Origin of the sequence: Bradyrhizobium commune, assembly GCF_015624505.1 — a bacterium.
Taxonomy (GTDB): domain Bacteria; phylum Pseudomonadota; class Alphaproteobacteria; order Rhizobiales; family Xanthobacteraceae; genus Bradyrhizobium; species Bradyrhizobium commune.
On the sequence record NZ_CP061379.1, the window covers coordinates 5,875,080 to 5,900,510 of the forward strand.

General features: G+C 56.0%; 18 protein-coding genes. 5 read left to right on the top strand and 13 right to left on the bottom strand.

Going from position 1 to position 25,431, the window contains the following annotated elements; translation table 11 throughout:
• Window positions 1-688 precede the first annotated feature (688 nt).
• The gene (locus tag IC761_RS27635; protein WP_195799836.1) at window positions 689-1,054 is read right to left on the bottom strand and encodes a hypothetical protein; all 366 of its coding nucleotides are present in this window, start codon (window positions 1,052-1,054) and stop codon (window positions 689-691) included.
• A gap of 1,595 nt (window positions 1,055-2,649) precedes the next feature.
• Here IC761_RS27635 and IC761_RS27640 point away from each other — a divergent pair.
• Window positions 2,650-2,859 carry a hypothetical protein gene (locus IC761_RS27640; RefSeq protein ID WP_195799837.1) on the top strand — a complete coding sequence of 70 codons (210 nt, stop codon included), beginning with the start codon at window positions 2,650-2,652 and terminating at the stop codon, window positions 2,857-2,859.
• A gap of 1,717 nt (window positions 2,860-4,576) precedes the next feature.
• Here IC761_RS27640 and IC761_RS27645 read toward each other — a convergent pair.
• Window positions 4,577-5,899, bottom strand: coding sequence for a UDP-glucose dehydrogenase family protein (locus IC761_RS27645; protein WP_195799838.1), 1,323 nt, complete (start codon window positions 5,897-5,899; stop codon window positions 4,577-4,579).
• Between the two features lie 843 nt (window positions 5,900-6,742).
• Between IC761_RS27645 and IC761_RS27650 the strand changes: the two genes are divergently transcribed.
• Window positions 6,743-7,291, top strand: a complete 549-nt coding sequence (locus IC761_RS27650) for a hypothetical protein (RefSeq protein WP_195799839.1) — start codon at window positions 6,743-6,745, stop codon at window positions 7,289-7,291.
• A 1,771-nt stretch (window positions 7,292-9,062) separates the two neighbouring features.
• Here the strand turns inward: IC761_RS27650 and IC761_RS27655 are convergent.
• The 5 genes from IC761_RS27655 to IC761_RS36200 all read right to left on the bottom strand — a co-directional run bounded on the left by IC761_RS27655 (window position 9,063) and on the right by IC761_RS36200 (window position 12,487).
• Window positions 9,063-9,269, bottom strand: coding sequence for a hypothetical protein (locus IC761_RS27655; RefSeq protein WP_195799840.1), 207 nt, complete (start codon window positions 9,267-9,269; stop codon window positions 9,063-9,065).
• A gap of 173 nt (window positions 9,270-9,442) precedes the next feature.
• Window positions 9,443-9,808, bottom strand: coding sequence for a hypothetical protein (locus IC761_RS27660; protein WP_195799841.1), 366 nt, complete (start codon window positions 9,806-9,808; stop codon window positions 9,443-9,445).
• Window positions 9,809-10,602: 794 nt separating this feature from the next.
• Window positions 10,603-10,947, bottom strand: coding sequence for a hypothetical protein (locus tag IC761_RS27665; RefSeq protein ID WP_195799842.1), 345 nt, complete (start codon window positions 10,945-10,947; stop codon window positions 10,603-10,605).
• Window positions 10,932-11,480 (bottom strand): transglutaminase-like cysteine peptidase, encoded by a 549-nt coding sequence (locus IC761_RS27670; protein WP_195799843.1) that lies wholly within the window; start codon window positions 11,478-11,480, stop codon window positions 10,932-10,934. Before IC761_RS27670 ends, IC761_RS27665 begins: the two co-directional genes overlap by 16 nt.
• A 305-nt stretch (window positions 11,481-11,785) precedes the next feature.
• On the bottom strand, window positions 11,786-12,487 hold the full coding sequence (locus IC761_RS36200; protein WP_195799844.1) for a class I SAM-dependent methyltransferase: 702 nt from the start codon (window positions 12,485-12,487) through the stop codon (window positions 11,786-11,788).
• Between the two features lie 302 nt (window positions 12,488-12,789).
• On the opposite strand from IC761_RS36200, the gene IC761_RS27680 reads away from it, so the two are divergent.
• Window positions 12,790-13,773 (top strand): cellulase family glycosylhydrolase, encoded by a 984-nt coding sequence (locus IC761_RS27680; protein WP_195799845.1) that lies wholly within the window; start codon window positions 12,790-12,792, stop codon window positions 13,771-13,773.
• 271 nt (window positions 13,774-14,044) lie between these two features.
• Here the strand turns inward: IC761_RS27680 and IC761_RS27685 are convergent, their stop codons facing one another.
• The 4 genes from IC761_RS27685 to IC761_RS27700 all read right to left on the bottom strand — a co-directional run bounded on the left by IC761_RS27685 (window position 14,045) and on the right by IC761_RS27700 (window position 18,370).
• The gene (locus IC761_RS27685) at window positions 14,045-15,457 is read right to left on the bottom strand and encodes a mannose-1-phosphate guanylyltransferase/mannose-6-phosphate isomerase (RefSeq protein ID WP_195799846.1); all 1,413 of its coding nucleotides are present in this window, start codon (window positions 15,455-15,457) and stop codon (window positions 14,045-14,047) included.
• Between the two features lie 346 nt (window positions 15,458-15,803).
• Window positions 15,804-16,535 carry a hypothetical protein gene (locus IC761_RS27690; RefSeq protein ID WP_195799847.1) on the bottom strand — a complete coding sequence of 244 codons (732 nt, stop codon included), beginning with the start codon at window positions 16,533-16,535 and terminating at the stop codon, window positions 15,804-15,806.
• Between the two features lie 156 nt (window positions 16,536-16,691).
• Window positions 16,692-17,123, bottom strand: coding sequence for a hypothetical protein (locus tag IC761_RS27695; protein ID WP_246791336.1), 432 nt, complete (start codon window positions 17,121-17,123; stop codon window positions 16,692-16,694).
• 989 nt (window positions 17,124-18,112) lie between these two features.
• Complete coding sequence (locus IC761_RS27700) at window positions 18,113-18,370, bottom strand: hypothetical protein (RefSeq protein ID WP_246791337.1); 258 nt, start codon at window positions 18,368-18,370, stop codon at window positions 18,113-18,115.
• Between the two features lie 143 nt (window positions 18,371-18,513).
• Here IC761_RS27700 and IC761_RS27705 point away from each other — a divergent pair, with 143 nt between their 5' ends.
• Window positions 18,514-19,629: a hypothetical protein gene (locus tag IC761_RS27705; RefSeq protein WP_246791338.1), complete on the top strand. Its 1,116-nt coding sequence runs from the start codon at window positions 18,514-18,516 to the stop codon at window positions 19,627-19,629.
• Window positions 19,630-20,027: 398 nt separating this feature from the next.
• On the opposite strand, the gene IC761_RS27710 is transcribed toward IC761_RS27705, so the two are convergent.
• Both IC761_RS27710 and IC761_RS27715 read right to left on the bottom strand, forming a co-directional pair.
• A complete protein-coding gene (locus IC761_RS27710; protein ID WP_195799848.1) occupies window positions 20,028-20,213 on the bottom strand; it encodes a hypothetical protein in 186 nt (61 codons plus the stop codon).
• A gap of 338 nt (window positions 20,214-20,551) precedes the next feature.
• Window positions 20,552-23,722: an Ig-like domain-containing protein gene (locus tag IC761_RS27715; protein WP_195799849.1), complete on the bottom strand. Its 3,171-nt coding sequence runs from the start codon at window positions 23,720-23,722 to the stop codon at window positions 20,552-20,554.
• Window positions 23,723-24,327: 605 nt separating this feature from the next.
• On the opposite strand from IC761_RS27715, the gene IC761_RS27720 reads away from it, so the two are divergent.
• Window positions 24,328-25,431: a glycosyltransferase family 4 protein gene (locus IC761_RS27720; RefSeq protein ID WP_195799850.1), complete on the top strand. Its 1,104-nt coding sequence runs from the start codon at window positions 24,328-24,330 to the stop codon at window positions 25,429-25,431.

Genomic DNA, 25,431 nt, shown 5'->3' on the forward strand with positions numbered 1-25,431 from the left:
CCTGCGATGATAGCTTCGCAGAGAGCAATATCCTCGTCTGCACTCCAATTTCGCTTAGGGGTTCGCTCACCGCTGGGGACGTTTTTGCTGCCCTATAGGTGAGGCCAGCGTTAGCGCCACCGGCCTTGGCGACGGCCTAAGGTACGGCTTATATTTAAGGTAAACGGCCCGTCGTCGGCGCGAGATCAACTCGCGCGCGCCATATCCGGCAGCGAACGAAATGGCAGCGATGGTGAACAGAACTAGCAGGCCACTCATCGAACATTCCCTACGGAAACGAACGCAAGCTGGGTGTCGGTTACGCCGCCGCTTTCGCTGGTTCACCGTTCAGCGAGTGGCAGTGTTTCGCGCTCAACTCATCTAGGCGACGCTGATCGGAAGGGTTCCTGAGGTCGTCGCATTGATTGGCGAGTTCCTCGTACTCGAAAGTCTCCTCAGGCGACAGCCCGCTTAGAATGACCATTCCGCGAGTGTTAATTTCAAAGCAAAAGTAAACTGCGTGCATTGGAAGCTCCAACCAATTGGACCAATGGCGCAGAGCGAAAACCGCTCTTAAAGAAGATTCAGAATGTGGCGCAGAAAAACTGGGCTTCGTGCGGTCTCCGTCCTGGTTATTCTCAATGTTAGCCGCTTACTTTCCAATGACAATCGACAAAATAAGTGCGGGTTCGCCATGTTTTTGCCTATCTCAGGGGCGCTTTTGCTGAGTTCCAATCCAATCTGCACACCTTTTGCGAAGCCCCTGCGTGCCGCTTGAGCAAAGGGTCGAAAGTTGGGTTCCGATGCCGCCGTAATCCGTGAGTTCGGCCAGTCGCATCGCGCCAAAACTGAGTGCAATGAGGATGACCAACTTGGTGACGATTAATATTCCGAAGCCTTTGCCCTCCTTGAGGCCGGCTTTGGCACGTTGACTGGAGTACCAGGATCGGCTGGCCATCGATTTCGCGAGGACCAGCAGCGCGTAGAAAATAGCAACTGCGATCAGCCAGAAGGCTAGGTGGTAATAGCCATAGCGATAGCAAACGGCCGCGATCGCAGCGACAGCGACTTCCATGTGCGGCACTCCGGTGCGGCACCCAACAATGTTGACTAATTTAGAGCCAGCCCAGTCTAAGGCGAAGAGCCAATTTAGTCGCATTGCGCGGTTCGTTACGGCCCCTGCCGCAGCATCAAGAAAGCCTTGGCCGAAGATTTATGGCTGCGAGGCCCGCGGCGGTAATACGGAACGAAACACCTGGTGGCGTATCGCTTCGCTCGATCCATCCGTTACGGAGCAGCTGATGCGCGATCCGCGGAGTGGGCGGAAGCGACTTCGCTCTGACCCAGTCGCCATGGCGAAGACATTGGAGGAACCGGCGGTGGTGATGATTAAAAGCAGGCATCGGTTGAGTCGTTTACTCAAGCGTTTGCCGCGTACGCTTACGAGCCTCACTTCCGAATGACTGTGCACTTGTACACGTTCCTTAATCGGAACCAACGCGGAGGCCAGTCCATAGGTATCTTGTACCGATCCGCTGCTCGGGCGAGCCAGCGCGGAGAAGATCTTCCATCAGCGAATGCTGGGGCTCTCTGTCTGCCGATTCGCTTTTGATCGCGACAGCTCTGTTGATCACACACACAGCATTCGTTTCTGCGGCTCCACAACTAGATGCTTCGCGTGATCGATACTCATTAAGAGCAATGTTCCGGGCTCTGTGTCGCTCTCTAAAATCGTGCAGGTCATGCCGCGATAGAACATCTCCGTTGAAACGCGGTCCGACGATCCGGAGTCCCAAAGGCCTTTCCGCGCTTTAGAGCCTGTCATTCAAGCGCCCTTGAGTTGACATTTGCGATCCTCTGCCGAGAAGGTGAACGATCGGATCGGTCGGGACTCTGCGCTCCGTGAATACAATCAGCCCGAATTCGTCTTCAGGTCAATCGAATGCTTGGCATATGTCATTTCCAACGAAGGCAAGCGAGCCAATCGATCCTTGCAGAGTCAATTAACGAGACGTCCTTCTGAGATAACTGCGTCAACCAGACCTAGTGTTTGCTCGAACTCTGCCTGTATTGTTGCCCATGCGCTCCGGGTTCGGGCTTGCGCTTGGCTGTCGGTCTCTCGATTGGTCTGAACAAGTACAGCACGACTGTCGACCGAGCCCACGCAGTGGCAGCGACCATGGATGAAGCGATCGCCAAAATGGGAGCCGCGAGCGAGTTCTGCATGTTCAACGCGGCCTTCAATGCCACCCGAAAGGTCAATCCACCGTCCGGTACCAGGGCTACCTCCAGGCTAGGAAACCAGCTATGCTGGGAGGCAGTCACGCGGGAGGCTGGGCGATGACGGATCGTGTACCGACGGATGAAGAACTAAGTGCGGCGGTGACCGCTGCCATTAAGCAATGGAAGAGGACCCGTCAACTTCCATGTCTCTCGTCCAGCACAGGTACCATGCTTAACCAACTGTTCGTCGCGGGCCTCCACACCGTATTGGTACAGCGGGCTGAGGCCGGTGAGCGATCCTAGGCTATGCGGCGCTCAGCCCAAACTATCGCGATGCTTGCGATCCTTGTGATAGGATTTAAGTCCGCTCGGGCCCAGGAGGCGTTTCCCCCAATCCGATCAGGCAAGGTACGCGCAAATGGCGCCGTTCTCTGCCAAACAACGGCAATGGTCGCGTTTGCAACGGAGATGCTTCGGAAAAGCAAGGCTGCACCTGACTTCAAAGCGATGCGCTGCACTTTGCTATTGGAAGGCACGCCGGTTACTATCCAGGAAGGGCAAGGCGGCGTGATCGTCACGGCCGAAACCGTCTTCGGCAAGACCTTGCGTGGCGTATCCGACTTGACGGCAATCGACATTGCTCCGACGAGCCCCTGAGTTTTGCGACATGGAAGCGGCCCGAAGAATCCGAAAATGGGGTCCTGGAATGGTCCAATGCATGGAGGCAGCGGTGCGCTCAAGGGGTTGTGAGCGTAGCCGTGCCTCAGAGCAGCCTCGAATACGGGCTTCAGTCTCGCGTCGGCCAAGATCTCTTTCGCGGCACTAAAGTCAGCGACCGGTCGCCAATCGAGCCCCTTTTTCGGTTCGGGAAGGGTTGAGGCATTAAAGGCGTAGGCCGTTCGGCCTACCCGGTCGCCAGCCGCGCCGCGCTCGACGAACTTCTGCAGTCGGTTGATCTCTCCCCCTCGCTCTGCGATTGCAGAACTGTGCCGTGATCAGAATGCCCGCGCTAGGCCCTACGTTCGCTGGTCCTCTGAGCGGTAGGCCGAGCGGAAACCGACCCCGGCTTGGTGGCCTCCGGGACAGTAGAGCCGGGGCATGAGCCGGTCCATTGTTTTCCGGTTGGCGCAGGGCCGCGGCAAGTACGGTAACCAGACGTCAAAAGGCAGTTCGGCACGATTGCTTGTCGCGGATTGGCGATGAGTATCGCGGTACGTATAGGCATTAAGAGAACATGCCTGCTGAAGATTCGATTGGACACCTCAACCAGTGCGTTCGGAAAAGGTCGAACTTATGGGCAGACAGCAACGAAGGCAAGCGTAGAGACGGACGCCTTCGTCACAGCTGCATCCATCGGTTAGTCGTGGCGGGAATGACTGATCGAAGGAATTGGCGGTAAATCGCATCCAAAATGACCGTCAGCATTGTTGACCCCCGTGTTTGTCTCGAGACAAAAAGAGTAGGACCGGTTCATTTCAAGATCGCTTCGTTGAGCTGGGGAACTGGTGTCGAGGGCCTTCGTTGGCTTCCTGTAGCTCGCGCGAACGGCGTATTTTCGAGCTCAGTTACCGCTTTGATAGTCTCGTCACACAGTATTATCTGCCCTGGGATGTGGCCGCGGTCGGTACCCCTGACCGCAATCCATAGTTCAGCTGCCTGTCATCTTGACGACGTGACCGACCACCTTGCCCGCAGCGCTCTGCGGGTCGGCCTGCGCATACGCAGTATGTCCAGTTAAAGCGTCGACGACGTTCGATGCTAGCGGGGCGCCGTCCGGCGAGACCGAGAGCGGACGCGCGTGACTATCACTTCTGAAATAATCGGGAACTACAACACGGTGGACATGATCAGAAATAATAAGATCTGAACCCAACCGTTGGTACTCTCCCGAGAACAGGAGGTGTGTATCTGGGACCCGAATGGTCGGCGCGCCTTTCCCGTCCATTGCGTCAAAAGCAAACTGAGCCGCATGTTCATGAGAGGCGGCCAGTAGAAGCGTTCCGCTGTGATTCACGGAGGCCCCTGAAAAAAAATGAATAAAATATTAAATCTGTAAATCTGCGACAATGTTGCATAACATTTTTGCCTCGAAAAGGCCCAATTGGCTTTGTGCAACCTTAAGTCTTATCCGGGGGGCCCAAGGGCGTCGCGTTACGCCCAGTCCAGCTGGGGGGTATTATAATACGCCCCTCCCCCACCCCATTCAGCGCGAGCGCTTGGACGACCAAGAGCAAAGACGCCGGCAGTTGCGCCCTATTGTCTGCTCGTGGATCACGCCACGGCGATCTTCGCCGCAATACGCGACGGCCGATTTCCAAAGCTGGGACGTGCCGAAATATTTGCAGCGTGCCATTCCAGCCGAAGGCCGTAGGGGCTAGATTTCGATTGGAGTCGAGGACCGTCCAATACTCTCATAGACGAAGCCCGCAGCAGTCATCTCTTCGGGGCGATAGATGTTGCGGAGATCGACAACAATCGGCTGCCCCATGATGCTCTTCAGCCGGTCGAGATCGAGGCCTCGGAACTGCGTCCATTCGGTGACGACGACAACCGCATCGGCGCCCTGCGCGCAGGCATAGGCGTCGTCACAATAGGTGATGTTAGGCAGCTCACTTTTGGCCTGCTCCATGCCGACCGGATCGAACGCCTTGACCTTCGCGCCCATGTCGATCAGGCCGGTGACCAGCGGGATCGACGGCGCATCGCGCATGTCGTCGGTGTCGGGCTTGAAGGTGAGGCCGAGCACGGCGATGGTCTTGCCGCGCAACGAGCCGCCAAGGGCCTGGCTCACTTTGCGTGCCATCGCACGCTTGCGGTTCTCGTTCACGGCGAGCACGGATTCGACGATGCGCAAGGAGACGTCGTAATCCTGCGCGATCTTGATCAGCGCCTTGGTGTCCTTCGGGAAGCAGGAGCCACCGAAGCCCGGACCCGCGTGCAGGAACTTTGTGCCGATGCGGTTGTCCAGGCCAATGCCGCGCGCGACCTCCTGCACGTTGGCGCCGACTTTTTCCGAGAGGTCTGCGATCTCGTTGATGAAGGTAATCTTGGTCGCGAGGAAGGCGTTCGCGGCGTATTTGATCATCTCCGCGGTGCGGCGTGCGGTGAACATCAGCGGTGCCTGGTTCAGCGACAGCGGGCGATAGATGTCGCCCATCACCTTGCGACCGCGGTCGTCGTCGGTGCCGACCACGACGCGGTCGGGGAACTTGAAGTCGCGGATCGCCGCGCCCTCGCGCAGGAACTCGGGGTTGGAGGCGACGACAACGTCGGCCTTGGGATTGGTCTCGCGGATGATGCGCTCGACCTCGTCGCCGGTGCCGACCGGAACGGTCGACTTCGTCACCACGACGGTGAAGCCGGACAGCGACTGCGCGATCTCCTTCGCGGCCGCGTAGACATAGGACAGATCGGCATGACCGTCGCCGCGCCGCGACGGCGTGCCGACCGCGATGAACACGGCGTCGGCGTCGGCGACCGGCTTGGACAGGTCGGTGGTGAAGCTCAGGCGCTTGGCCTTGACGTTGTTCGCGACCAGCTCGTCGAGGCCCGGCTCATAGATCGGGATCTCACCGCGATGAAGGCTAGCGATCTTCTTCTCGTCCTTGTCGACGCAGATGACGTCATGGCCGAAATCGGCAAAGCAGGCTCCGGACACCAGTCCCACGTAACCCGTACCGATCATCGTGATGCGCATTGCAGACCCATGCTGCTGACGACAAACATTTCAGCGAACACTAGTACATCTCCTCGTCCAATCGCACGCCCAACAATCAGGCAATTTGCCCGCCCTACAAAATAACTTTAACGAGCTCCACTACGCGTGCGGAGTCGTTCGCAATGCTGACGGCACCAAGGGGCGGGGACGCCGCGTGCCAGCGCCCTCGCGACATACCTCGCCGAGAAAGTTGAAGATTGGAGCGGGCTAATAGGGCGCGCGCGATGCAGTCGACGGGATGGCCTTAAGAACCGATTTTTTCCTTACTCGCGCGACTCGCGCGCTGTTAGCGCGAGTGCCGAAAATGACAGCTAACACTCGTCCACTCTGAGCGCGACCTATTTCACTAAGGCGCGCTCGCTGAAGGCAGATTACAAACCTGAATAGCGGCTATCGGGCTGAATAATCTCTTTTAGATATGCCGATCCGTAGCGCATCAGCTGCCGCTTGGTCTTCCCTGTGGAAGCGAGCAGATCAATATAATTCGCAACTTTCTGTCGAGTGACGACTGCCACCTCGTGACTGGAAGACCTCAAAATTCGATCCACAACATCATTCATATGTGCACCGCAATTACTGCATTGCAGCAGCAGAAAAACTCCGTGTCAACAAGAAAATCGTTGACCGGACACACCACCGGACCGGGCATATTTGTTGCTCTTCAGATAAACAGGAAGCGGTGGAACGTCTCGGTGCACGAAATCGGCTCTGAGCACCAAGCTGATGATGGCGCGTCGATCAGCCGCGAGCCAGATCGCAAGGACTAGCGTAGCTCGAGCAGCCAGTCGAAGCGATATGTGAGGGGTCTTTCTGAAATACGCAATGCAGTTCAAGCAAACAGCAGCAGCCACATTATTCGTTGCGTTTTCGCCGATCATCGCAACTGCTGGATCAGAGCAGCAAGGATTTGTCGACCTGCTGGCGCTTATGTCAGGAAGCTGCAAGATCCTCAAGATTGCTGGACACGATTTCGCCTGTAAAACTGTCGCGTATGCTCATAGCGACAACGGCCGGGTCATCTTTGCGGTGGCGATCGACGACCCCAACGACAATAGCCGAGTTATTTCGTTTTCCGGTGAGAATGGAAAGCGCGCCGACGACAACTCTTACGAGCTTCCCATTGATCGCGTGCTGCTCAATTCGAACGATCGACCAAAAGTCGATGGTCTGCCGGCACCTATCGAGCAAGCTTCTAGTGGGGTCTGTCGCCAGACCGGAAATTTTGCCGCCAAGAAGGTGACTGACATTACTTGCACAGCCACTGACAACGACGGTCGCAAGTACGAATTGCTGTTCGTCTCGGATGGAACGCCCGTCAGCGTACGACGTATCAGGCTGACCGCCCCCTCAATTGCAGACCCATTTAAATAAACCGAGCCGATGAGCAAAATCGATCTTCAGTAGCGCGACCCGCACGTCGGGAGTGCCCTCACTTCAGAACTTGCTTCGAGCTCAAGTTTGCGTCAATTGTTATGCGACGCGGGAGAACGCTCATGTTTTTGCGAAGCAGTTTCGCATCGCGGCTCAATTGCCAACTGTCCTTCAAAAAGCGCCTTGTGCTTATGCTGAAGGTCATCACATTTTCACTACAGACCTTCGGTGGGTCTGTAACGGCACAACAGCTGCCCAGGTCCAGTGCTTGGGATGGCTTAGGTCAAGACCCACCCCCTCTTCCGCACGCCTCGCAGCGTGCGCCACGTCCGCACGCTGCGCCGAACCGAGATCAGATAAGCCACGGTCTAACGACCGGCCCTATTCCGCCGCAAGAGGACATACGCTCGCCGTCATGGACGCTCGAACGCTCGGCCGAGGACGATCTTGAGAATCGGAAACTTAAGCGAGCAACTGAGATTTGTAAGGGCTGTTAAGCCGAAGCTTATCCACCATCACTCTACCTCGATCAGATCTATCTCATCAGCGATTGCACGGTCTGCAGGTCTCAGGAAGCTTGCATGAAGGGTGATAGGTCCCTTCGACCCGTCGAGCAGCACTCGAACTTTAGATCGCGTTGCGCAACGCCCAAGCACGGTGCCTCGCTTCCCGCTTAGACGCTTGCCCGCTGACTCTCGAACAACGATCAACTGACCTGAAAAGAATTGGTTTGCGTGCACTACGCTCAGCTTTGCCATTTGGACCCAACTGTTCGAGGGACGCGTCGATACGTGGGCCACGAGAAGCACAAGCCTCCTGTGCAAAATCAATTCTTGAGGGGCGTCAGACGGGCATACCTAAGCCACTGATGGAGGGCACACTTCGGCATAGGCGCGCGAGCCCACTCAAACCCGCAACATTTTTTGTAATACTCTTCGGAGATGCTTAACGAACGGTAAAAAAGGGCTTTATCTGTACGAGATTTGGGCCCGTCGCGAACTGGCAGCCAATAGTATCCGGTCCTAAGCTAAACTGAATTGAACGACCAACGACGTTCGAGCGCTTATTAACGGCACAGCAATCGTCAATCAAACTAAGCCAGCGACTGGCGCGTTAGGTCGGCAGCGGAGTGTCTTTCTTTGCTTTGAGTATTTCGTACTCGACCCGATCGGTGACGAACCGGAACGAGCCATTTGGCATCGCGAAAACCGCGAAAAAATCTTCATCATTTGTATTCCTCGAAGCGGCTTCACCTTGCCGTTCAGGACACGACCGAATAGGGAGCGCCATGGAAAATACTCCAGAAAATAAATTCCAAAAACGTACGCCATCTGGGTTAATTGAGATTTACTGAACTTGGAATCTCGACGCCCTTCGACGTCCGAGCTGATGGAAGATCAAGCGCCGGCGCAAAGCGTGGCGGAATTATGCGAGGCGCCGGCACCAACGTCCCGGTATGCGACATACCTTTCCTCTGCGGTAAAGCCCGGATGGCCGCTCCTTTAAGGCCGCTTCGATAGTCGCCGGTTCGCGAGCCACTAAGAACGTTTGCCCGCAACACGCCTATGTCTCCCTAAAGAATGGTTGGGCGTCGGGGCAGGAGAGGCCGGCCGCAGGTATGGCTTGTATCTCAAATACACCGATCGTCGTTGACGAGAGATGACCTCGCGAGTGCCGTATCCGGCAACAAACGAGATGACTGATGCAGCGAGTAAGACCAACAAGCCACTCATCCACGCCACCTATCGAACCAATGCCAGCTTCTCTCGGATTATGCTGCCACTGTCGCCGGCGCGTTCCGCAGCAAACGACAATGCTTCGCGCTCAACACGTCTAGCCGCCGCTGGTCTATCAAGCTTCTCAGCTCGTCGCATTGATTGGCGAGTTCCTCGTATTCGAAGGTCTCCTCTGGCGAAAGCCCTCTCAAAACAACCATTCCCTGAGTATCAACTTCAAAGCAAAAATCGACTGCGTGCATTGGAACTCTCCAATCATAGTGACCAATTGCACAGAGCGAAACCGCCCCTCAAAATTTCAAACGTCTCTCAGAAAACTCCACGTCCCTCCGCTCTGGCCCATGCCCGATGTTAACCGCTCCTGTTGTAAAGGCAATCGACAAATAAACGCAACTTTGTCAAAGCCTTGCGCCCGTCAAGGGCGCTTTTGCGACATTCGTATCCAAGTTGCACAATTTTTAAATAGGCCCTGCGTTTTGTCTGGGCAGAAGGACGCGATCTGATTTCGGATGGGCTCGTAACCCGCTGGCTCAGCCAGTCTCATCATCCCCAAACTGAGCATGGCCAGAATAGCCATCTTGATAGCGAGCAACGCGCCAAATCCTTTGCCCTCCGCGAGCCCAGCTTTGGCTCGTCGCTGGAAATACCATGCTGGACATGAGATCGACTTCACGAGAACCAACAGTGTGAAAAACAAGGCGACAGCGATCAGCCAGAAGGCCAAACGATAGTATCCGTAGAAATAGCAAGCTGCAGCAATTGCAGCGATAACGATTTCCATTGCGCCGAACTCGATGAAGATTCGTCAATTTAGAACGAATACAGACCTAAGCGAAGTGCAATTTGGTCGCACCGACTCGTTACCCAGTGTTGCTACGTCACGATTTGGCAATGCTTTGCGAACCGGAGCAGTAGTGACGAAAAAAGAGAAATGCGGGGCGGCCCCAGGAAGAACCGCGGTTGAAAGCAGCACAAGTACCTCGAGCGGCGACTGAACGCTCCTCGCAACGATTGTACAGTTGTGCATACTCCTCGACCAGAACGTGGGGCGCCGGAGCTCGGCCACCTTCCGCGTGAGCCGACACGCTCACGCAAATTCGGTAAGACGCCCATCGGCGCTAAGCTTCGTCATCTCGCCAGGCGCGTCCGCTAAAAATGACGTCACCGAGGACGAAAGAGCACCAAAGCCAACAATACATCCGCAGACATGTTGCCGATAGGAAAGCTGACAAGACCGAACGATTTGACGAGGAAGCAGCGTCGATTGTGAGAGCAATGCGCTGCGCCGACGTCGCGACTGCGGCCGATTGTGGCGATGTATCAACCTCATTATCTCGGACATTCTTGAGGAGGCCCGGATGGCCGTAGCAATCGGCGTATTGCATCCCAACGTTTCGATCGCTCACAGCTTATCCGAGCGCGACCTCATTGATCGATCTCAATCACCCGAGCAATTGACCAGTGCGCGAAATCTCGCCTTGCACAGGCCCGATCTATCGTCAATCACTCAGTTGACATCAATAGACCCCGGCTTCGCGAAAGCAAGAAGCGCGATCAGAATGATCCGGCCAAGTATCACATGTGTGCCGCCAACTTGCTGTGGTCCGAAGCGGCGCGGCCGATCACATTTATGCAGTCGCCGTTGCCATTATCGATTTGCACGCGGGTCACATAGTCTCTTTCCGTCTCTCCGATCATCTCTTTCGTCTTAGCGGTCACCTGCGATGCAAAGTAAGACCATTCAAGCCTCCCCACGCTGATCGGCAGGCTTTTTTGTCCCATCGCTTCGTCTGTTCCGACCTTCTGCTTGATTGTCGCTCGGTCACAGCTTTGATGAACTCTAGCTACCAAAATTTCCTCAATGTGCGGTGGAGTATTGCGTTCAACATGCAATCGAATGCCTCTCAATTGCTTGGCCATTCTCCATTCCAGGACGTCGCCCAAATATTCGGGTTGCTTGTTGTTTGGGCCCGCACGAGAAAATATCTCTGCCTCATCTCTCCGAGCGACAACAAACCGTCTCGCAAATTGTCCAGGACCCAGGTTGCCGAAGGACCTATAACAATCAGCAACAGATGGTGCTCATGGGAACTTCGCAGCACAACCTCCGCCAGCAATAGCCGCGAGGATGGCCAGCCGGCAGCGAGAAATGCGTGCCGCTTGGTGACTGCGAAATCGCCGCAGTCACCCCGGGGCGGATAGACGTTCCATTCGTGATCCGAATGAGGATCAGGGACGATCATGGAATTGATCAAAGAGTTGATATTTTGCAGCTGCCGCAATTGCGCCTCATCAATCTGCCGATCGGCTGTAGAGCGACATTCAGCGGGATATTTGATGCAGAACAGAGTGTACTGCATCGGCGGCAGCGTCAACAAATCGGCCCGAACGGGCGATGATCCGACGATTGCGCAAAACATGAGCATTCTTGCCACGCAAATGGGCTTAGACATGATCCAGTTGCCCTCCTGAAATTTAAGAACACGCTTTCAAATGAATGTAATTCAGTGCACAGAGCAGATTATGTGCCAGCGCTGAGGCCGGGTTCCGCGCTAAACAAAATCAGCCTCGCGGGAGGATCGCACCGGGAGACGCATTCCTATGTAAGAGGTCCTAGTGAGCAGGATGCGCATCACCCCTAGGTACCGAAATCGGAAAGAACGCCGCAGGGCCAGCCCGGAAGACGACATCGGGCAAAAATGCATGAGGCTACATGGACCAATAGCACCACCAAAGCTTTTGGCGCATCTATCTTAAATCAGGACGAGGGGGAGACCGTCGGCTCGTAACGAAATGCAAAATACCAGCCGGAAGCAGCCCAACTTGGCAGCCGGGATGCCAATTCAGAGTCGCGTCGGCCGCCGGTAACGAAGTCGGAGTTCTGCTGTTCAAGGGGTGTGAAGCCCGCAGCTGCGGTCAGTCGCATTAGGCGTGTCATTGTAAACCACTGGCAATGATCCCATCCGCTGCCCCTAACATAAGGTTGCTTTCCGAGAAGTCGGCGCAACGGATTCCATCGGGACAAATAGGCCAACGGGTTAAGATGCCGACGCGTGAGCTCGTACCACCCGTAGCCATTTGGCGTAGTCAAGATCAAAAGTCCCCCGGATGTCAGATTGCGGGCCGCGTTGGCTAGCAGTTGCTCGGGTTCGAGAAAATGTTCGATGACTTCGGAGGCAATAACGACATCGTAAGGCGCTCCATCAGCGAACATACCCGCGTGCGCTAGTCGTGCGTCTAATCCTCTAGAGCGGCACGTATCAATGTCCGCCTCACAGTTGTCGACACCAACTACTATTTCGTAGCCGTTCAAAGTCCTCAGGATATGTCCCGGGCCGCAGCCCAGCTCGAGGATCTTTCTGGCACCAGCGACATGCAGATGCCTATGGATGAACGTCAGTCGTTTAACGTCCACAGGACGAGTGCCCGTAGTATCTATCTCTTTCGGTAGACTATACATTGCTAACCCCCAAGAATTCTAATCCTAACAGCGACGTAATGAATATATCAATCTAGAACTCCCGAAGTCGCATTCGGCTTAGCCCGACGAGTTGCATGAAAATATGACGGCGTGAATTTGCTCCAGAGCGGGATTTTCGCGACCCGCGGCGTCGAAAAAATTGCAGCATAGTCCGCCGGATCGGTTTACGAGTAGAACGCTCGCCTCAATAGTGAGCACAGCGTGGGATTCCTTAAGCAAGGAGTTTAGTTTTGTATCAATCGAGAGCAGTTGCGGGGGCGCTGCGAGCCAGGCCTGGCCTGTTGGCAGGCGTTACCGGTGCGCTGGCAATGTTATTGTTCTGCTCTGTCTCGTGGTCATCTCCCGTTCAAAAAGGCATGAACGCTGGTGACCTCTTGTTCATGAGCCCGACGCAGCTGCGAGCGCGCTTCGCAGATATGCAGGTGACCGGCGTAAAATGGTTGAGGGTAGAATTCGACTGGAGTCGCATACAACCAAACGATCAAGATAATTATGCGCTCGAGCAGCACGACAGAATTGTGAATTTGGCCGAAGAGTTCGATATTTCCGTTCTTGGCTTGATCTATTTCTGTCCCGCGTGGGCTAACGGGGGGCACAAGCCTCCAGCTTCCCCTCCGGCTGACCCGCGTGATTTTGGTCGGTTCGCTTCAGTCTTGGCAGCTAGATATTCGGCCGCAGGACTGCATCACTGGGAAATCTGGAATGAGCCGAATCTTGGCATCAGCTGGGGTCCCTCGCCCTCTCCCACGGAATACGTTGCTCTGCTGAAGGCGGCGTATGTTGCGATCAAGAAGGTCGACAGCAGTGCGACAGTCGTATCAGGCGGCCTGGCTCAGCCTTACAATACGAGCACCACGATGCGGGCAGCTGATTTCCTGGATGCCATCTATCGAAACGGGGCGAAGGAATTCCTAGACGCGGTTGGAAATCATCCCTACGGCAACTGGGAGAAGATGGATGGCCCAAATGGGCTACGATCAATCATGTCCAAGTACAACGACCAAGACAAAGACATCTGGGTCACGGAGTATGGCGCTCCAACAGATGGAAAGGGATCAGTCGTCGTCTCGGAGAGCGCCCAGGCTGCCCTCCTTAAGGACGCTTTCGATCGATCAACGACGCAATCAAAGCTTGGCCCGATTTTTTGGTACAACTACAAGGACTGGTGCCCGAAAGGCAAAGATGATCCCGATTGTTACTATGGGCTATTGAGGTTCGACGATTCTCGAAAGCTTTCTTACCTTCAGTTCATGGAGATACATTAAGGAGGAAGCTCGGCCGGGCGGGACGCCTGTCTGCGGGTTACGCGAGCAAGAAGATCGAGTGGTCGGCAGTCATTCGATGCGATCGACAACCATCATTCCGGTCGCTGCGGCGAGACACAAAACTCCCTTTCTCGGGAAGGCTGGAGCGTTCTCTCTGGTCGAGGCCGACCACAATCCGCAAAGCAGTTCACGAGGATTCTTTCTCGCCCGCGGCCGCGAGATTTACGGGCCACCGCGCTCAGCGATCGCGCAAGCTCTTAATGTTACGCCCTCACGACCTTTGATAGTCGTCTTCAATCCGGATGATGTCGTCTTCCCCGAGATAGGAGCCGGTCTGGACCTCGATCAGTTCCAGCATGATTTTACCGGGGTTCTCCATCCGGTGGACCGCGCCCATCGGGATGTAGATCGACTCGTTCTCATGCACCGTCTTCACCGTTTCATTCACGGTGACGCGGGCCGCACCGCGGACCACGATCCAGTGCTCGGCGCGGTGATGGTGCTTCTGCAGCGACAGCCGCCCGCCCGGCTTGACCACGATGCGCTTGACCTGATGGCGCTCGCCATTATCGACCGACTGGTAGCTGCCCCAGGGCCGATGCACCTTGAGATGCTCCTCGGTGACCTTCGGCGCGACGGCCTTCAGTTTCGTCACGAGACGCTTCAGCCCGTTGGCATCCTTCTGGCGCGAGACCAGCACCGCATCCGCGGTCGCCACCACGACGAGATCATCGACACCTTCAAGCGCCACCAGCGCATGGTCGGTGGTAACGTTGCAATTGCGCGAATCCTCGAACACGGCGGTGCCGTGTGCCGAATTGCCCTGCGTATCCTTGGCGGACAATTCCCACACCGCACGCCAAGAGCCGACGTCGGACCAGCCACAGGACACCGGCACCACCGCGGCGCGCGAGGTCTTCTCCATCACCGCATAGTCGATCGAGATCGCCTTCGCCGCGCCGAAAGCCTGCGGCTCCAGCGTCACGAAGCCGAGATCGCGGCCTGCGTTGGTGACAGCCTTGGAGACCGCATCCACGCTCGCGGCATCGACCTTGCGATACTCGTCGAGGAGGACGCTCGCGGGGAACATGAAGTTACCGCTGTTCCAGAGATAACCCGAACTGACGTAGTCCGCCGCCTTTACTGCATCCGGCTTCTCGACGAAGCCTGCAACCGCGCGCACCTCGCCGGAGATCACCTCACTTAGGCTAATGTAGCCGTATTCGGTCGCCGGCCGTTCCGGCTTGACGCCGAAGGTGACGATGCGGCCGGTGCTCGCGGCCGCGAGGCCCTCGCGGCAGGCCGCGACGAAGGCGGCGTTGTCCTGCACCACATGGTCGGCGGCGAGCGCGAGCACGATCGCCTCAGCGGCACGCGTCTGCGCGAACACCGCACCGGCTGCGATCGCTGGGCCGGAGTCGCGGCGCATCGGCTCGAGGATCACGTCGGCCTCGATGCCAATCTCGGCGAGCTGCTCCAGCACCATGAAGCGGTAGGAGGCATTGGTGATCACGATCGGGCGGTCAAACAGTTCCGCATCGGAGACACGCAGCAGCGTGTCCTGGAAGGTCGAGCGCGGGCCGAACAGCGGCAAGAACTGTTTCGGGCGCACCTCGCGTGAAGCCGGCCAGAGGCGCGTCCCGGCACCGCCGCACATGACTAACGGGATGATGGCTCGTTGCACTTTCAGCTCAAACAAAATTACTCGGCTACGTTTCTGTAACAGGTAATACTCGAAAGTCGATGAATTTCAAACGAAACTGGAAATAACGATAATGCAGTTTTGCCCCCCTGCACATTTCTGAAGCATCTACGCGTATTTCATGGGCTCAAGACGACCAGTTCCCCGTCAACAACAACGAGTTCGCTGCGTCGCTACACACCTTCGTTGCGGCGATACGTTCATCGGACCAATCGCCATAAATCGACGCTTGTGAACAAGCCCTGAAGGCTCGCAATTGACTGACATTAGAGAGCGAGCCATTTCGAGAAGAGCTTCTATTACAGTCGCCGCACGTCGCCCCTCGAGTTCAACGCTTGGGCCCGCTGAGCTGATCAAAGATGCGATGCAGGCTGTCAGATTCTTCGATGCTTACAATCGACCGACGGGTTCGTTCGGCTTCGGCGGAGCCGATAGGTGTCACGGGCAACGTCGTGCCAGATTGGCCAAACTGAGTTGACGCCCTGGGTGATTGCGCTCTGGAAATTGGTTCCTCAGCAGCAAACAGCGAGCTATCAGCTTCCTTATATAACGGATCGTCGACGCCAAGACCTTCTCCAGGACCTTTGCAGCTTAGGCAACCAGAAGTCGACGCGTGCTCTTGAATTGCAGCCGCCTGTCGAACGGACTCAATGATTAGATTTAGTATGAAGGGCAACAGAGCCTTGTTATTGAAAAAGACATAGATTTTTGCAAATTTATCCACGTAGCTTGAGCCGTACTGCGCAAGCGTCCGTTCAATTTGCGCAAGCTCGGGATCTCCAACGACGATCGATTTCCATCTAAGTCCCTCCACGGATTTTTGACTTCCACCAACAGGATCAACGGTCGGCGAAACACTTTTTCCCATAGGGACCACTACAGCGTGAAACGGCCCTGCCGTCTCTTCCTTCTCATGACTGCCAGCAGTCATTGGTCTTCTTATCGCGACCTGCGTGAAGATCAACCCGAGACCCATCACAATTAATCCAAGCGGCGCCCATGCGATGGTTACGCAGAGGGAAAGTCCCGCGACAAAAAGTATGATTCCGAGAAAAAACATCCAAAATAAAAGCGACCCGTCGGTGAACTACTTTATTCATTCCGCTTGATGACCGCAAGCGAACTTCGAGCAATACTAGGCATCGACTCTGCGCCCAATCTCGCAATTGGGCCACGCGGCGCAATGACCTTGTTGCGTGATGCGCGCAAGAGGGTCTCAATCGGGCTGGCTAACGACGCTTACCATCAGCGGCGCAGTTGGTTTCGACACGGTGATTTGAACGGTGGATTTCCCTTCGTCATGGCGGTTCTTCCCGACGACAACCAAAGTGAATTTATCAGTGCCTGTGAAATCTGACCTAGCGAAATAACGAAACCCCGGCCCGACCATAAGGAGATCGCCGTTCTTCGGCTTCTCCACCACCGAAACACTGAAAATTTGCATCGTCGACCATCGTAAACCTTGGATACAATTTGCTCCGGGGGCAATCGTCATCGACCACTCAATTGTGTCGCCCGCGAGCCTGTAAGGCTTATTGTCACGAAGGCAGTTGGGCGTAGCCAAAGCCGAAGTCGCGGAAGAAAGCAACGTCAGCGCCGCGACGGTGGAAATGTTGATGGAGATTCGTGGCATTTTCTTCAGTCCCATTTCGTGCGTTGCGCCCCATAATGAAGTACGCAACTAAACGATATTTAAGGGACCGAGAATCAAGTGGCTTGTTAGTAAATTCGCCATTAAGAGGGCCGGAAAAGGAGCTAGCTTAACATCCGTCTAATGACTAGACGATCTTGGACTGGCCGTGTCGACCAATTGGCGCGAACATCGAGAAATTGGTATTACACTCGATGCTCCCATCCAGCTTTTCAAAGATAAGCCCCTTGAGTGTTCAAGAAAATCCTGCCGTATCCGACTACCAAGATCGTGCCTAGGTCCAGCCTTCCTAGAATTTGCCTAACACTTTGAGGACTGCATTCGGTCGACATAGATATCGACGTACTTAACTTTCGCTGAAGCTACACCCCTCCTGATTTAGCGCTCGTGCTTTGCCCGTCTCGGCTTGCGGTTACCTTCGAACCGTTTATGTTTGGGCCTTGTTTGGTAGTGACGATCTTCATGGGCCTGGTAGCGGCATGAGTTGTCGCATCTCAGGATTTGGCCCAACATCACGACGGCGTTTGCTGACAAGCTCGTAGAACTCCCCCCACTTTGCTCCTTGCGATCAACTCTCCTAACGATGAAAAATCACTGCGTTTTCATTATCGACCTCATCACACTGAACCGCTCGTTGCCGAGGCTCAAACGGCATCGTCTCAAGGTTGCAGTCAGCGGACTGAAAAAATGAGCTCTTACAAACTAACTTGGCTTCTTGGAGCAATAGCTTTCACTGGAATGCTTGACCCATGTTTTACCTCCGCGTTTGCTGGACCTCGCGCAGAGACCGCACGAAAGTGCATGCACTATTCCTATCTCGTCTATCCATACATGCGCCCGGGATCAACTCGTGGAAGCGGCGCCCGCCAAGCCTACTTTAGGGATTGCATCGACAAGGACGGCAACGTACCGGAGCCGCAGCCGCCGCGACAGGACTGAACGCTTCCACCACACGGACAATGAGCACTCGGCAGTCGGGCAAACTGTTACTTCACATCGTTGCTGTCGATCTTACCGCCATTGGCGACACACTTATCGAAATAGGCTTGCTGATCGCGACCGCTTCCTTTCGCGCTCCCAGCAGCCGGGTTTCCGGGTTCGCGAGGCGGAAATTGCTTGGTCATGAGCGCGCCGCACTTTCTGGCCACCTCGGCGGTGACGGCCGATACTGGAACACCGGTCAAACCAACAATAAGGCACGCGAAGCCCGCAGCGACAATTTCTCGCTTCGGTTGAATAGTCATCACCATTCTCCTTTGCAGAACAGGCATGCATCAGGTCCGCGTTAGATGCCACTTCTTAAGCCAGCCGCCAACCAACACGTTAGTTTCTTTTGGGAAATTTTGAACATTGAAATAAGATTGCGAGGCGTCATAAGAGTGCCTGGATGAGCATGAATTCGCGAGAACTGCGACATGGCGATGACGACGGCACCAATCAAACCTCCAACGAGGTCCAATTCGCGCTCGTGATCGCCCGCATGATCGAAACCGTGAAGACCGATCCCGAGCTTCTCCGCCAGACGGTTTATGACTTGGCGCGTCACAAGCTTCAGGAGCAGCTCGTCGATTCGGATCCGATCGCTTTCCGGCAGGCCGAGCGCGCGCTCGAAACGGCAATCCGGGGAGTTGAGGAATTCTCAAAACAGCCCGTTGGCATAGCTCTATCTTCGGTGCCGAGGCTCAGTTCGGCTTTGCCGTCTCAGTTGCAGGTACGGGAGACGGATTCCATTCAAACCGGTCCGGACGGATTGCCAGCGCGGCCAGTGATAGGAGCCCGTCGCCACCTATTGGGGGGCGTCATCAGGAGGACCGGTTTAGTTCTAGTGGTCGTCGGAGCAGCCTTGGCCATCGTGCAGCAACGTGAACGGCTGTTGACGTTAGGCCATTCGTTTCGACTTCAGGTATCCGAGACCCCTCCCGACAAAGTAGTGGCTCCGTCCGCCACAACGGCTACTGCGCCGAGAAATCCTCCGCTTCCCGCTTTCCCGCGGCCTGACGATTACGGCGTTTATGCCTTTAGGGACGACATCTTCACCGAACTGCAGCTGATACCCGGCAGGGCACCGGATGCTCGGGTCGCGATCTCCGCCGCATTCAAATTGCCCGCCAAAGTGAATCTGCCGGACGGACACCCCGAATTCGTTGTCTATCGACGAGACGCCGCCAGCAACATCTCGGAGCGCGCCGAAGTGCGCGTGATCGCCCGGATTGCACGCGAATTCTCCAGCGAAGCGGCGGGCAAGCGTCTTGACGAAAGTGACGCTTGGGTCATCAGGAGCTTCTCCTACCCTTATCGTGCCGCTCCAATTCCGGATAATCCGGAGATGTATCGGCTCCGCAGCGAGGACCCCGCATTGGAACTTCCCCCCGGCCACTATGCTCTTATCGTCAGGAATCAGTCTTATTACTTCAGTGTCAATGGCGACATCTTGGATCCCCGGCAGTGCATCGAGCGGGTGATCACAGCAAACGGCACCTTTTACGCAGCATGCAAGAGGTAATGATGTAGCTATGGCTTCTTGCCAAATTATCGACGAAACCCAATTCGTATGCTGTAGTTGGTTCGACAAGCTCCAGCGTGGAGGTTTCCATGAATTCCTCGAAACTTCTTCTGGTTTCCGTTGCTCTTTCGAGTCTGGCTACCGAGGTGTCGGCCCAAGGCACGCAACAGAATGGCCGGCCGCAGCAGGGGTATTCTAATCAAGGCTATGCGTCGGGCTCGAGAACGCCTGTCGCGACCCAACCAAGCAACAATCCATTTCGCAACCCGATTGGGCAAGGCGTACCTCCCGCAGCCTCTGCTAACTCAGGGCTCAATAGCAATCGGACCTTTGCTCCGCGCTAGAGGCGTAGCTGCTCGTCAGGAAAGCTCAATGACGACGTCCGGCGGCAGAAAGGGCTATTTAGGAGTGACGTCAACCTCAATCGAGGACTTACCGCTGATGCGTGACGACGTTCCCTCAATCACAAGCTTGAAATGGTCGTCTCCTGATCCCGCGGGCCCGGAAAAATAGCGGAACGAGGGGCCTTGCACGGCAACGCGGCCTGATTTCGGCGGATCGACGATGCTGACTGTGTCGATCATGATCGTCGACCAACGTAATCCCTGGATACATTCAGCCCCGGGCGCGATCTTGATTGACCACTGTATCGTGTCGGATTGAAGCTTGAACGGCTGCGGATGGAGTATGCATGTGCCTCCAGCGAATACTATCGCCGGATAGAAGACAAAACCCTGAGTGAAAACCGCGAGAGCCAAAAATCTTCTCACAAGCTTCCGATCTCCAATGCGGCGGCCCTGCGCAAGCCGGTAGGTCAGCGCGATTGGCCAGCCCTCAGTCCGTACGCCCGACGCTCGTCGACTTGGGCGCGCGCAAGACGGAACAAGCTACCTTCACTATGATCCTAGGTAATTCTAACGCATCAGACGTGCAGTAGAAAGCCGTCGTGCACAGCGGGGTGTGGGATCTCCGACGCCAACTGCACGTTATGATCGAAATGGGTGTCTGTTGGGAGCGCGGCGGCAGGCTGGAAATGTGAGGCCAATGCATTGCTGAGACTTACCGGTACAGGCTGCGAGGACGCAACGGCGAAATTGAATCCGTCTGCCGGTGGATCGATGACGAGCGTGCCTCCCTTTCCATCACTCGAGAGATTGAACGTGGAATGGGTATAGTCGCCGACCAGCGTCAGCTTTGCGACATGGTTCTGCGCGTCCGAAACCGTCAGCACACCGCCCGATGTATTGCCCGCGTAGGAGACCTGCGTTCCCGTTCCGAACGAGATGTCCCGCAGATCAAGAATGTCCGAATGCGCAGAGCTGCCGTCACCAGTCAGACCGTAGATCTTTCCCGTAAACTGCGTCGCATGATCTAGCACCAACGTACCGGTCTCACTGGCGAACGTGATCGAGCCCGAAACCCCGCCCGTCAATTCGAGCGTCGCGCCTGCTTCGATTTTCACCGCCTGGCTCATGTTGGTGAGGTCGAGGACAACTTTGCCGGAGATGTCCAACACACTCGATGCCGTGTTGATCACTCCGTCACCATTGAGGTCCTGATGCATCACGGTCTCGATCGCCTTCAAGGCGTCGCCCGTTCCAGAAACATTGCTGAGGAGATTGGAGGTGAAGTTGCCGTTGCTGTCGGTGGCCCACACCGTGTAGGCCCCAGTATAAATGTTCTTCCAGGCAACGTCGTAGCCGCTGGAGGTCGCCTCCGCCCCGATCGCCGTCCACGTGCTGGTGGGCCCCATTGCATAGGCAGCGCCGCCGGATTTCAACACGACTTCGGTGCTGCCTGAAGACAGATGCAAATAATTGCCGGACTGTGTCAGGCTCGTTGTGCCGGCGCTCTCCAGCAAACCGGCCGTCGTCCCCGATGTTGTGCCGGAGGTATCAGCAGTGCCAGCGTTGACAGCTGCACCGGATATCCCGGACGACGTAGCGGAATGTGATCCGATCACACCGTCGCCATTAAGGTCCTGCTGAAATAGCGTCTCGATGGACTGCAACGATGCACTCGTTCCCGAGACATTGCTCAGCAAATTGGAGGTGAAGTTACCGTTACTGTCAGTGGTCCACACCGTGTAGGCGCCGGTGATAATGTTCTTCCAGGCAACGTCGAAGCCGCTCGAGGTGGCCTCCACCGCGATCGGCTTCCAGGTGCTGGTCGGCCCCATCAGATAGGCCGTACCATTGGACTTCAGCAACACATCGGTGCCGCCCGATGATATCCAGAGGCGGTTGCTGGCCTGCGTTAGGCTAGCATTGCCGATGCCGTCGATTAGCGTCCCCACGATCGGATCGAGCGCGGCTGAAGGACCGCTCACATTTCCTGCGACATCCGTCGCAGTTGCTGTGAAGGCATGCGCTCCGTGGGTGAGCGCGCTTGTGGTGACGCTCCAAGCTCCGTTCGAGGCCGTCACCGCCGTACCCAACAGTGTGCTGCCCTCGTACAGCTTGATTGTGCTGCCTGCCTCGGCCGTTCCCGAGACAACCACCTTGTTGCCGGCGGTGAGCGTATCCGAGATCAGCGCCGGCGCTTTCGGCGCGGTCGTATCGATAGTCACCTTCACAGAGCTAGACACCACGCTGACATTGCCAGCTGCGTCAACCGCCTGCCCGGTGAAACTATGGGCACCATCAGTCAAGATACCAGTCGTAAACGACCAATTGCCCTTGCTGTCGACCGTAGCGGTGCCGATCTGCGTCGCGCCGTCGAACACCAGCACCTTACTACCGGCCTCCGCGGTTCCCTGCAGCGTCTGCTGGTTGGCTTTGGTGATGCCGTCGCCCGCAACACCGGTGTCCGATGAGAACGACGCAATACTCGGCGCGGCAGGCGGAGTGATATCGGCGCCCGGGTCTCCCGAAGCATTCCCGGTACCGATCTGAATGACGAGCGGATGATCAGTCAGAGAAACGTGAATCTGCGAGACATTGGTATATGTCGCAATCGGGCTGCTGCCGACCAGAGGATCGTAGACATAGACGACGGCATACGATTTTCCGAGATTGACCGTTACGTCGCTGGTCGGGGACGCGATCTCCTTCTGCTTGGTCGGATCCCAGATGACGTGCTCATCCCACAGCACCAGGTCGAACGTACCATTGTGCTTCTCCAACAAGAGCTGCTGGGCACTCGTCGGCAGATTGTCGAGACTGTAGCCCAGAGTTCCGGGCGTGAAAGGCTGCGACGCGCTGGGATCATTCAGAATTGTCGTGAGATTGTGTATTGCAGTGGCCACCAGCTTCGGGCTGCCGTCGTTGTTGAACAAGCCGAAATGCGCTTCCTTGTCGGTGAACTTCGGATCGGCCGCTTCATCGAAGAGCTCATACAGGAAAGTTTGCGCGACGCCGCTCTTGAAGGCGTCCATCAAGGTATCGAGCGTATACTTCGCCTGTACCGTCTGATCGACGCCGCTCATCGTATCGCTGGTCATCGTATCGTAGCCCGTCTCAGTGAAGATGACGGGCAAGCCGGCAGCATCCCACTGCGCGATCTTGATGTCGTTCTGAATGACCTGGTTCGGCGTCGTGCCGCTCCATACATAGGCGTGGATATTGGCGTAGTCGGCAGAAGACGACAGATTTCCAACCTGGCTATAGTTGGCGCTGTTCGACTGAGACAGCGTGAGGTTATAGACCGGCACGTCTTTCAAGGCCGAATCGGCCTGAACGCCGGCGAACAATGCGCGCTGGAATGCAGCCGCGCTCGATAACGACGAACTGCCATTGTAGGTGAAGGTCTGGATATCGACCTCGTTGGGGCCTTCGATACCGATCAACTGCCCCGGATGCGCTGCGACAAACGCATCGAGCTGTTTGAGGAATGTAGCTGGGTCAGTCCCCTGGGGCGTCAAGAAGTCGAACTTGATGCCGTCACTCGCCAACTGGGAATAGGCCGCCTGAGCATGTGCCGTCGAGAACATGCTGCCGTCGCGAACGCTCGAGACTCCGAGATACGCAAGCGAGCTCTCAACTAGGCCGACATTCTCGTACACCGTCCAGTTGCCCAGGTGAGTATTGACGCCAATCGACTGCACGAATTTGCTGGCGTCGATCGCGGTGACGTTTGATATGGCGGTTGTCATCTTATGGCCCTGCAGCGACGACCAGGATGGTTGTCGCGTCGAGGGCAAGCTAGCGGACATGAATTTCAACCAACTAAACGCGCGGTTCCCATTTTTACCGACGAAGGGATGTCAAAGTCGATTAGTTATTTCAATCGATTTTTAAGAAACTCGAAAATGCTTGCAGAATCAGCCCAGATTCTTTGCTCTGTTGCCTCCGCGGAGCGAGGATAAGTGGGATTCCCGTGCAAATACGGTATCGATGTTCGGCGAATTGGCCGCCCCTAAGGGACCGCCCAACCAGGCCGCGCATCGCGGCGCCCGCCGCCTTGAGATGAATCACTCTCCTAGCGCTATTTCTGCGCGTTATTTGACGCCTGTGAACCAGTGCGCACATCGTCGGCACGACGCGGGCGACCAGGAAGGGCCTCGTAGTTTTTGAATATCAGAATTCACATCGAGAGGAAAATTTATCGCCCACTTTCGCAACGGGGGTGCTGGCAAGAGACGACGATTTCACTCCGACGGCCCTGTTGCCGCTTCCATCGTCCGGCCGCATATTCTAATAATGTGCTTGGTAAAAAATCCGAGCAAGTTTGATCTAACTATCACGTCCGGTAGTAAGCATGCGCGTCGTTCACATTATGGCTGACGGAAATCCCGGTGGAGGGCCAGCCGTCGTGGATACGCTGTGCGCCGGGATGGCTTCGAATGGCGTGGAAGCTACCGTCGTCACTCAGACTGGAAGTTACTTTTTCGAGCACGCCCGCGCCAAGGGATGGAAGGCGTTCGGGCTCGACTTCAGCAGCCGAAAAAGCATCATCAAAATTTCTCGCGAGATTTTGAAGTTACTCGAGCGCGAGGCTCCGGACATCGTTCACGCCCATGGCGCGCGATCTGCGTTGCCGGTATCTCTAGTGCCACGGGCCAGGCGCCCAGCCTTTGCTTACACTATCCACGGCTTCCACTACGATCGGAAGGGCTTTGCTAGCCGACAGATTTTCAAGCTGGTGGAAAGATTATGTATCGGATGCGCGGATCAAATCATTCTTGTCGGCAAGGCAGATGAGGCCTTTGCCCATAAGGAAGGCCTTATCAACGACAGGCAGCGTTGGAGTCAGGTCTATAACGGCGTGGAGTTGCCACCGGGCGGTGACGTGTTACGGCCCGCCGAATTCGACGTCGCGTTCGTTGGACGACTGCACCCTCAGAAGAACCCGCTCGCGCTACCCGCGATTCTCTCTGCGATGAACCGGCCCGATGTAAAGATGCTGATAGTTGGCGGCGGTGAGCTCGAAACCGCATTGCGCGATTCAATCGGGAGGCTCGGAATTGTGTCCCAGGTTACGATGACTGGCACCAAATCGCGGATCGAGGCACTTGATCTGATGTCCAGGGCCCGTGTTTTTGTTTTGCCATCGCTGTGGGAAGGTGTGCCTGTTTCGATAGTCGAGGCGATGAAGCTTAAAGTACCCGTCGTTGCGTCAAGAATCGCAGGTAATCAGGAAATCGTCCGCCATGGACAAACCGGTCTTCTCGCGGATCCACACTCCCCGGAGGAATTCGCTAGACAAATCTCGTTGCTGTTGGACTCGCCCGAGCTTGTAAAGTCTCTCACGGAGCGAGCCGCTTCATTCGCGTCGACGACCTTCTCCGTCGAAAGCCAAATCGCAGCGCATTTTCGAATTTACGAAGACGCGATCCGGCGACACAACAGCGGTCGCACCTGA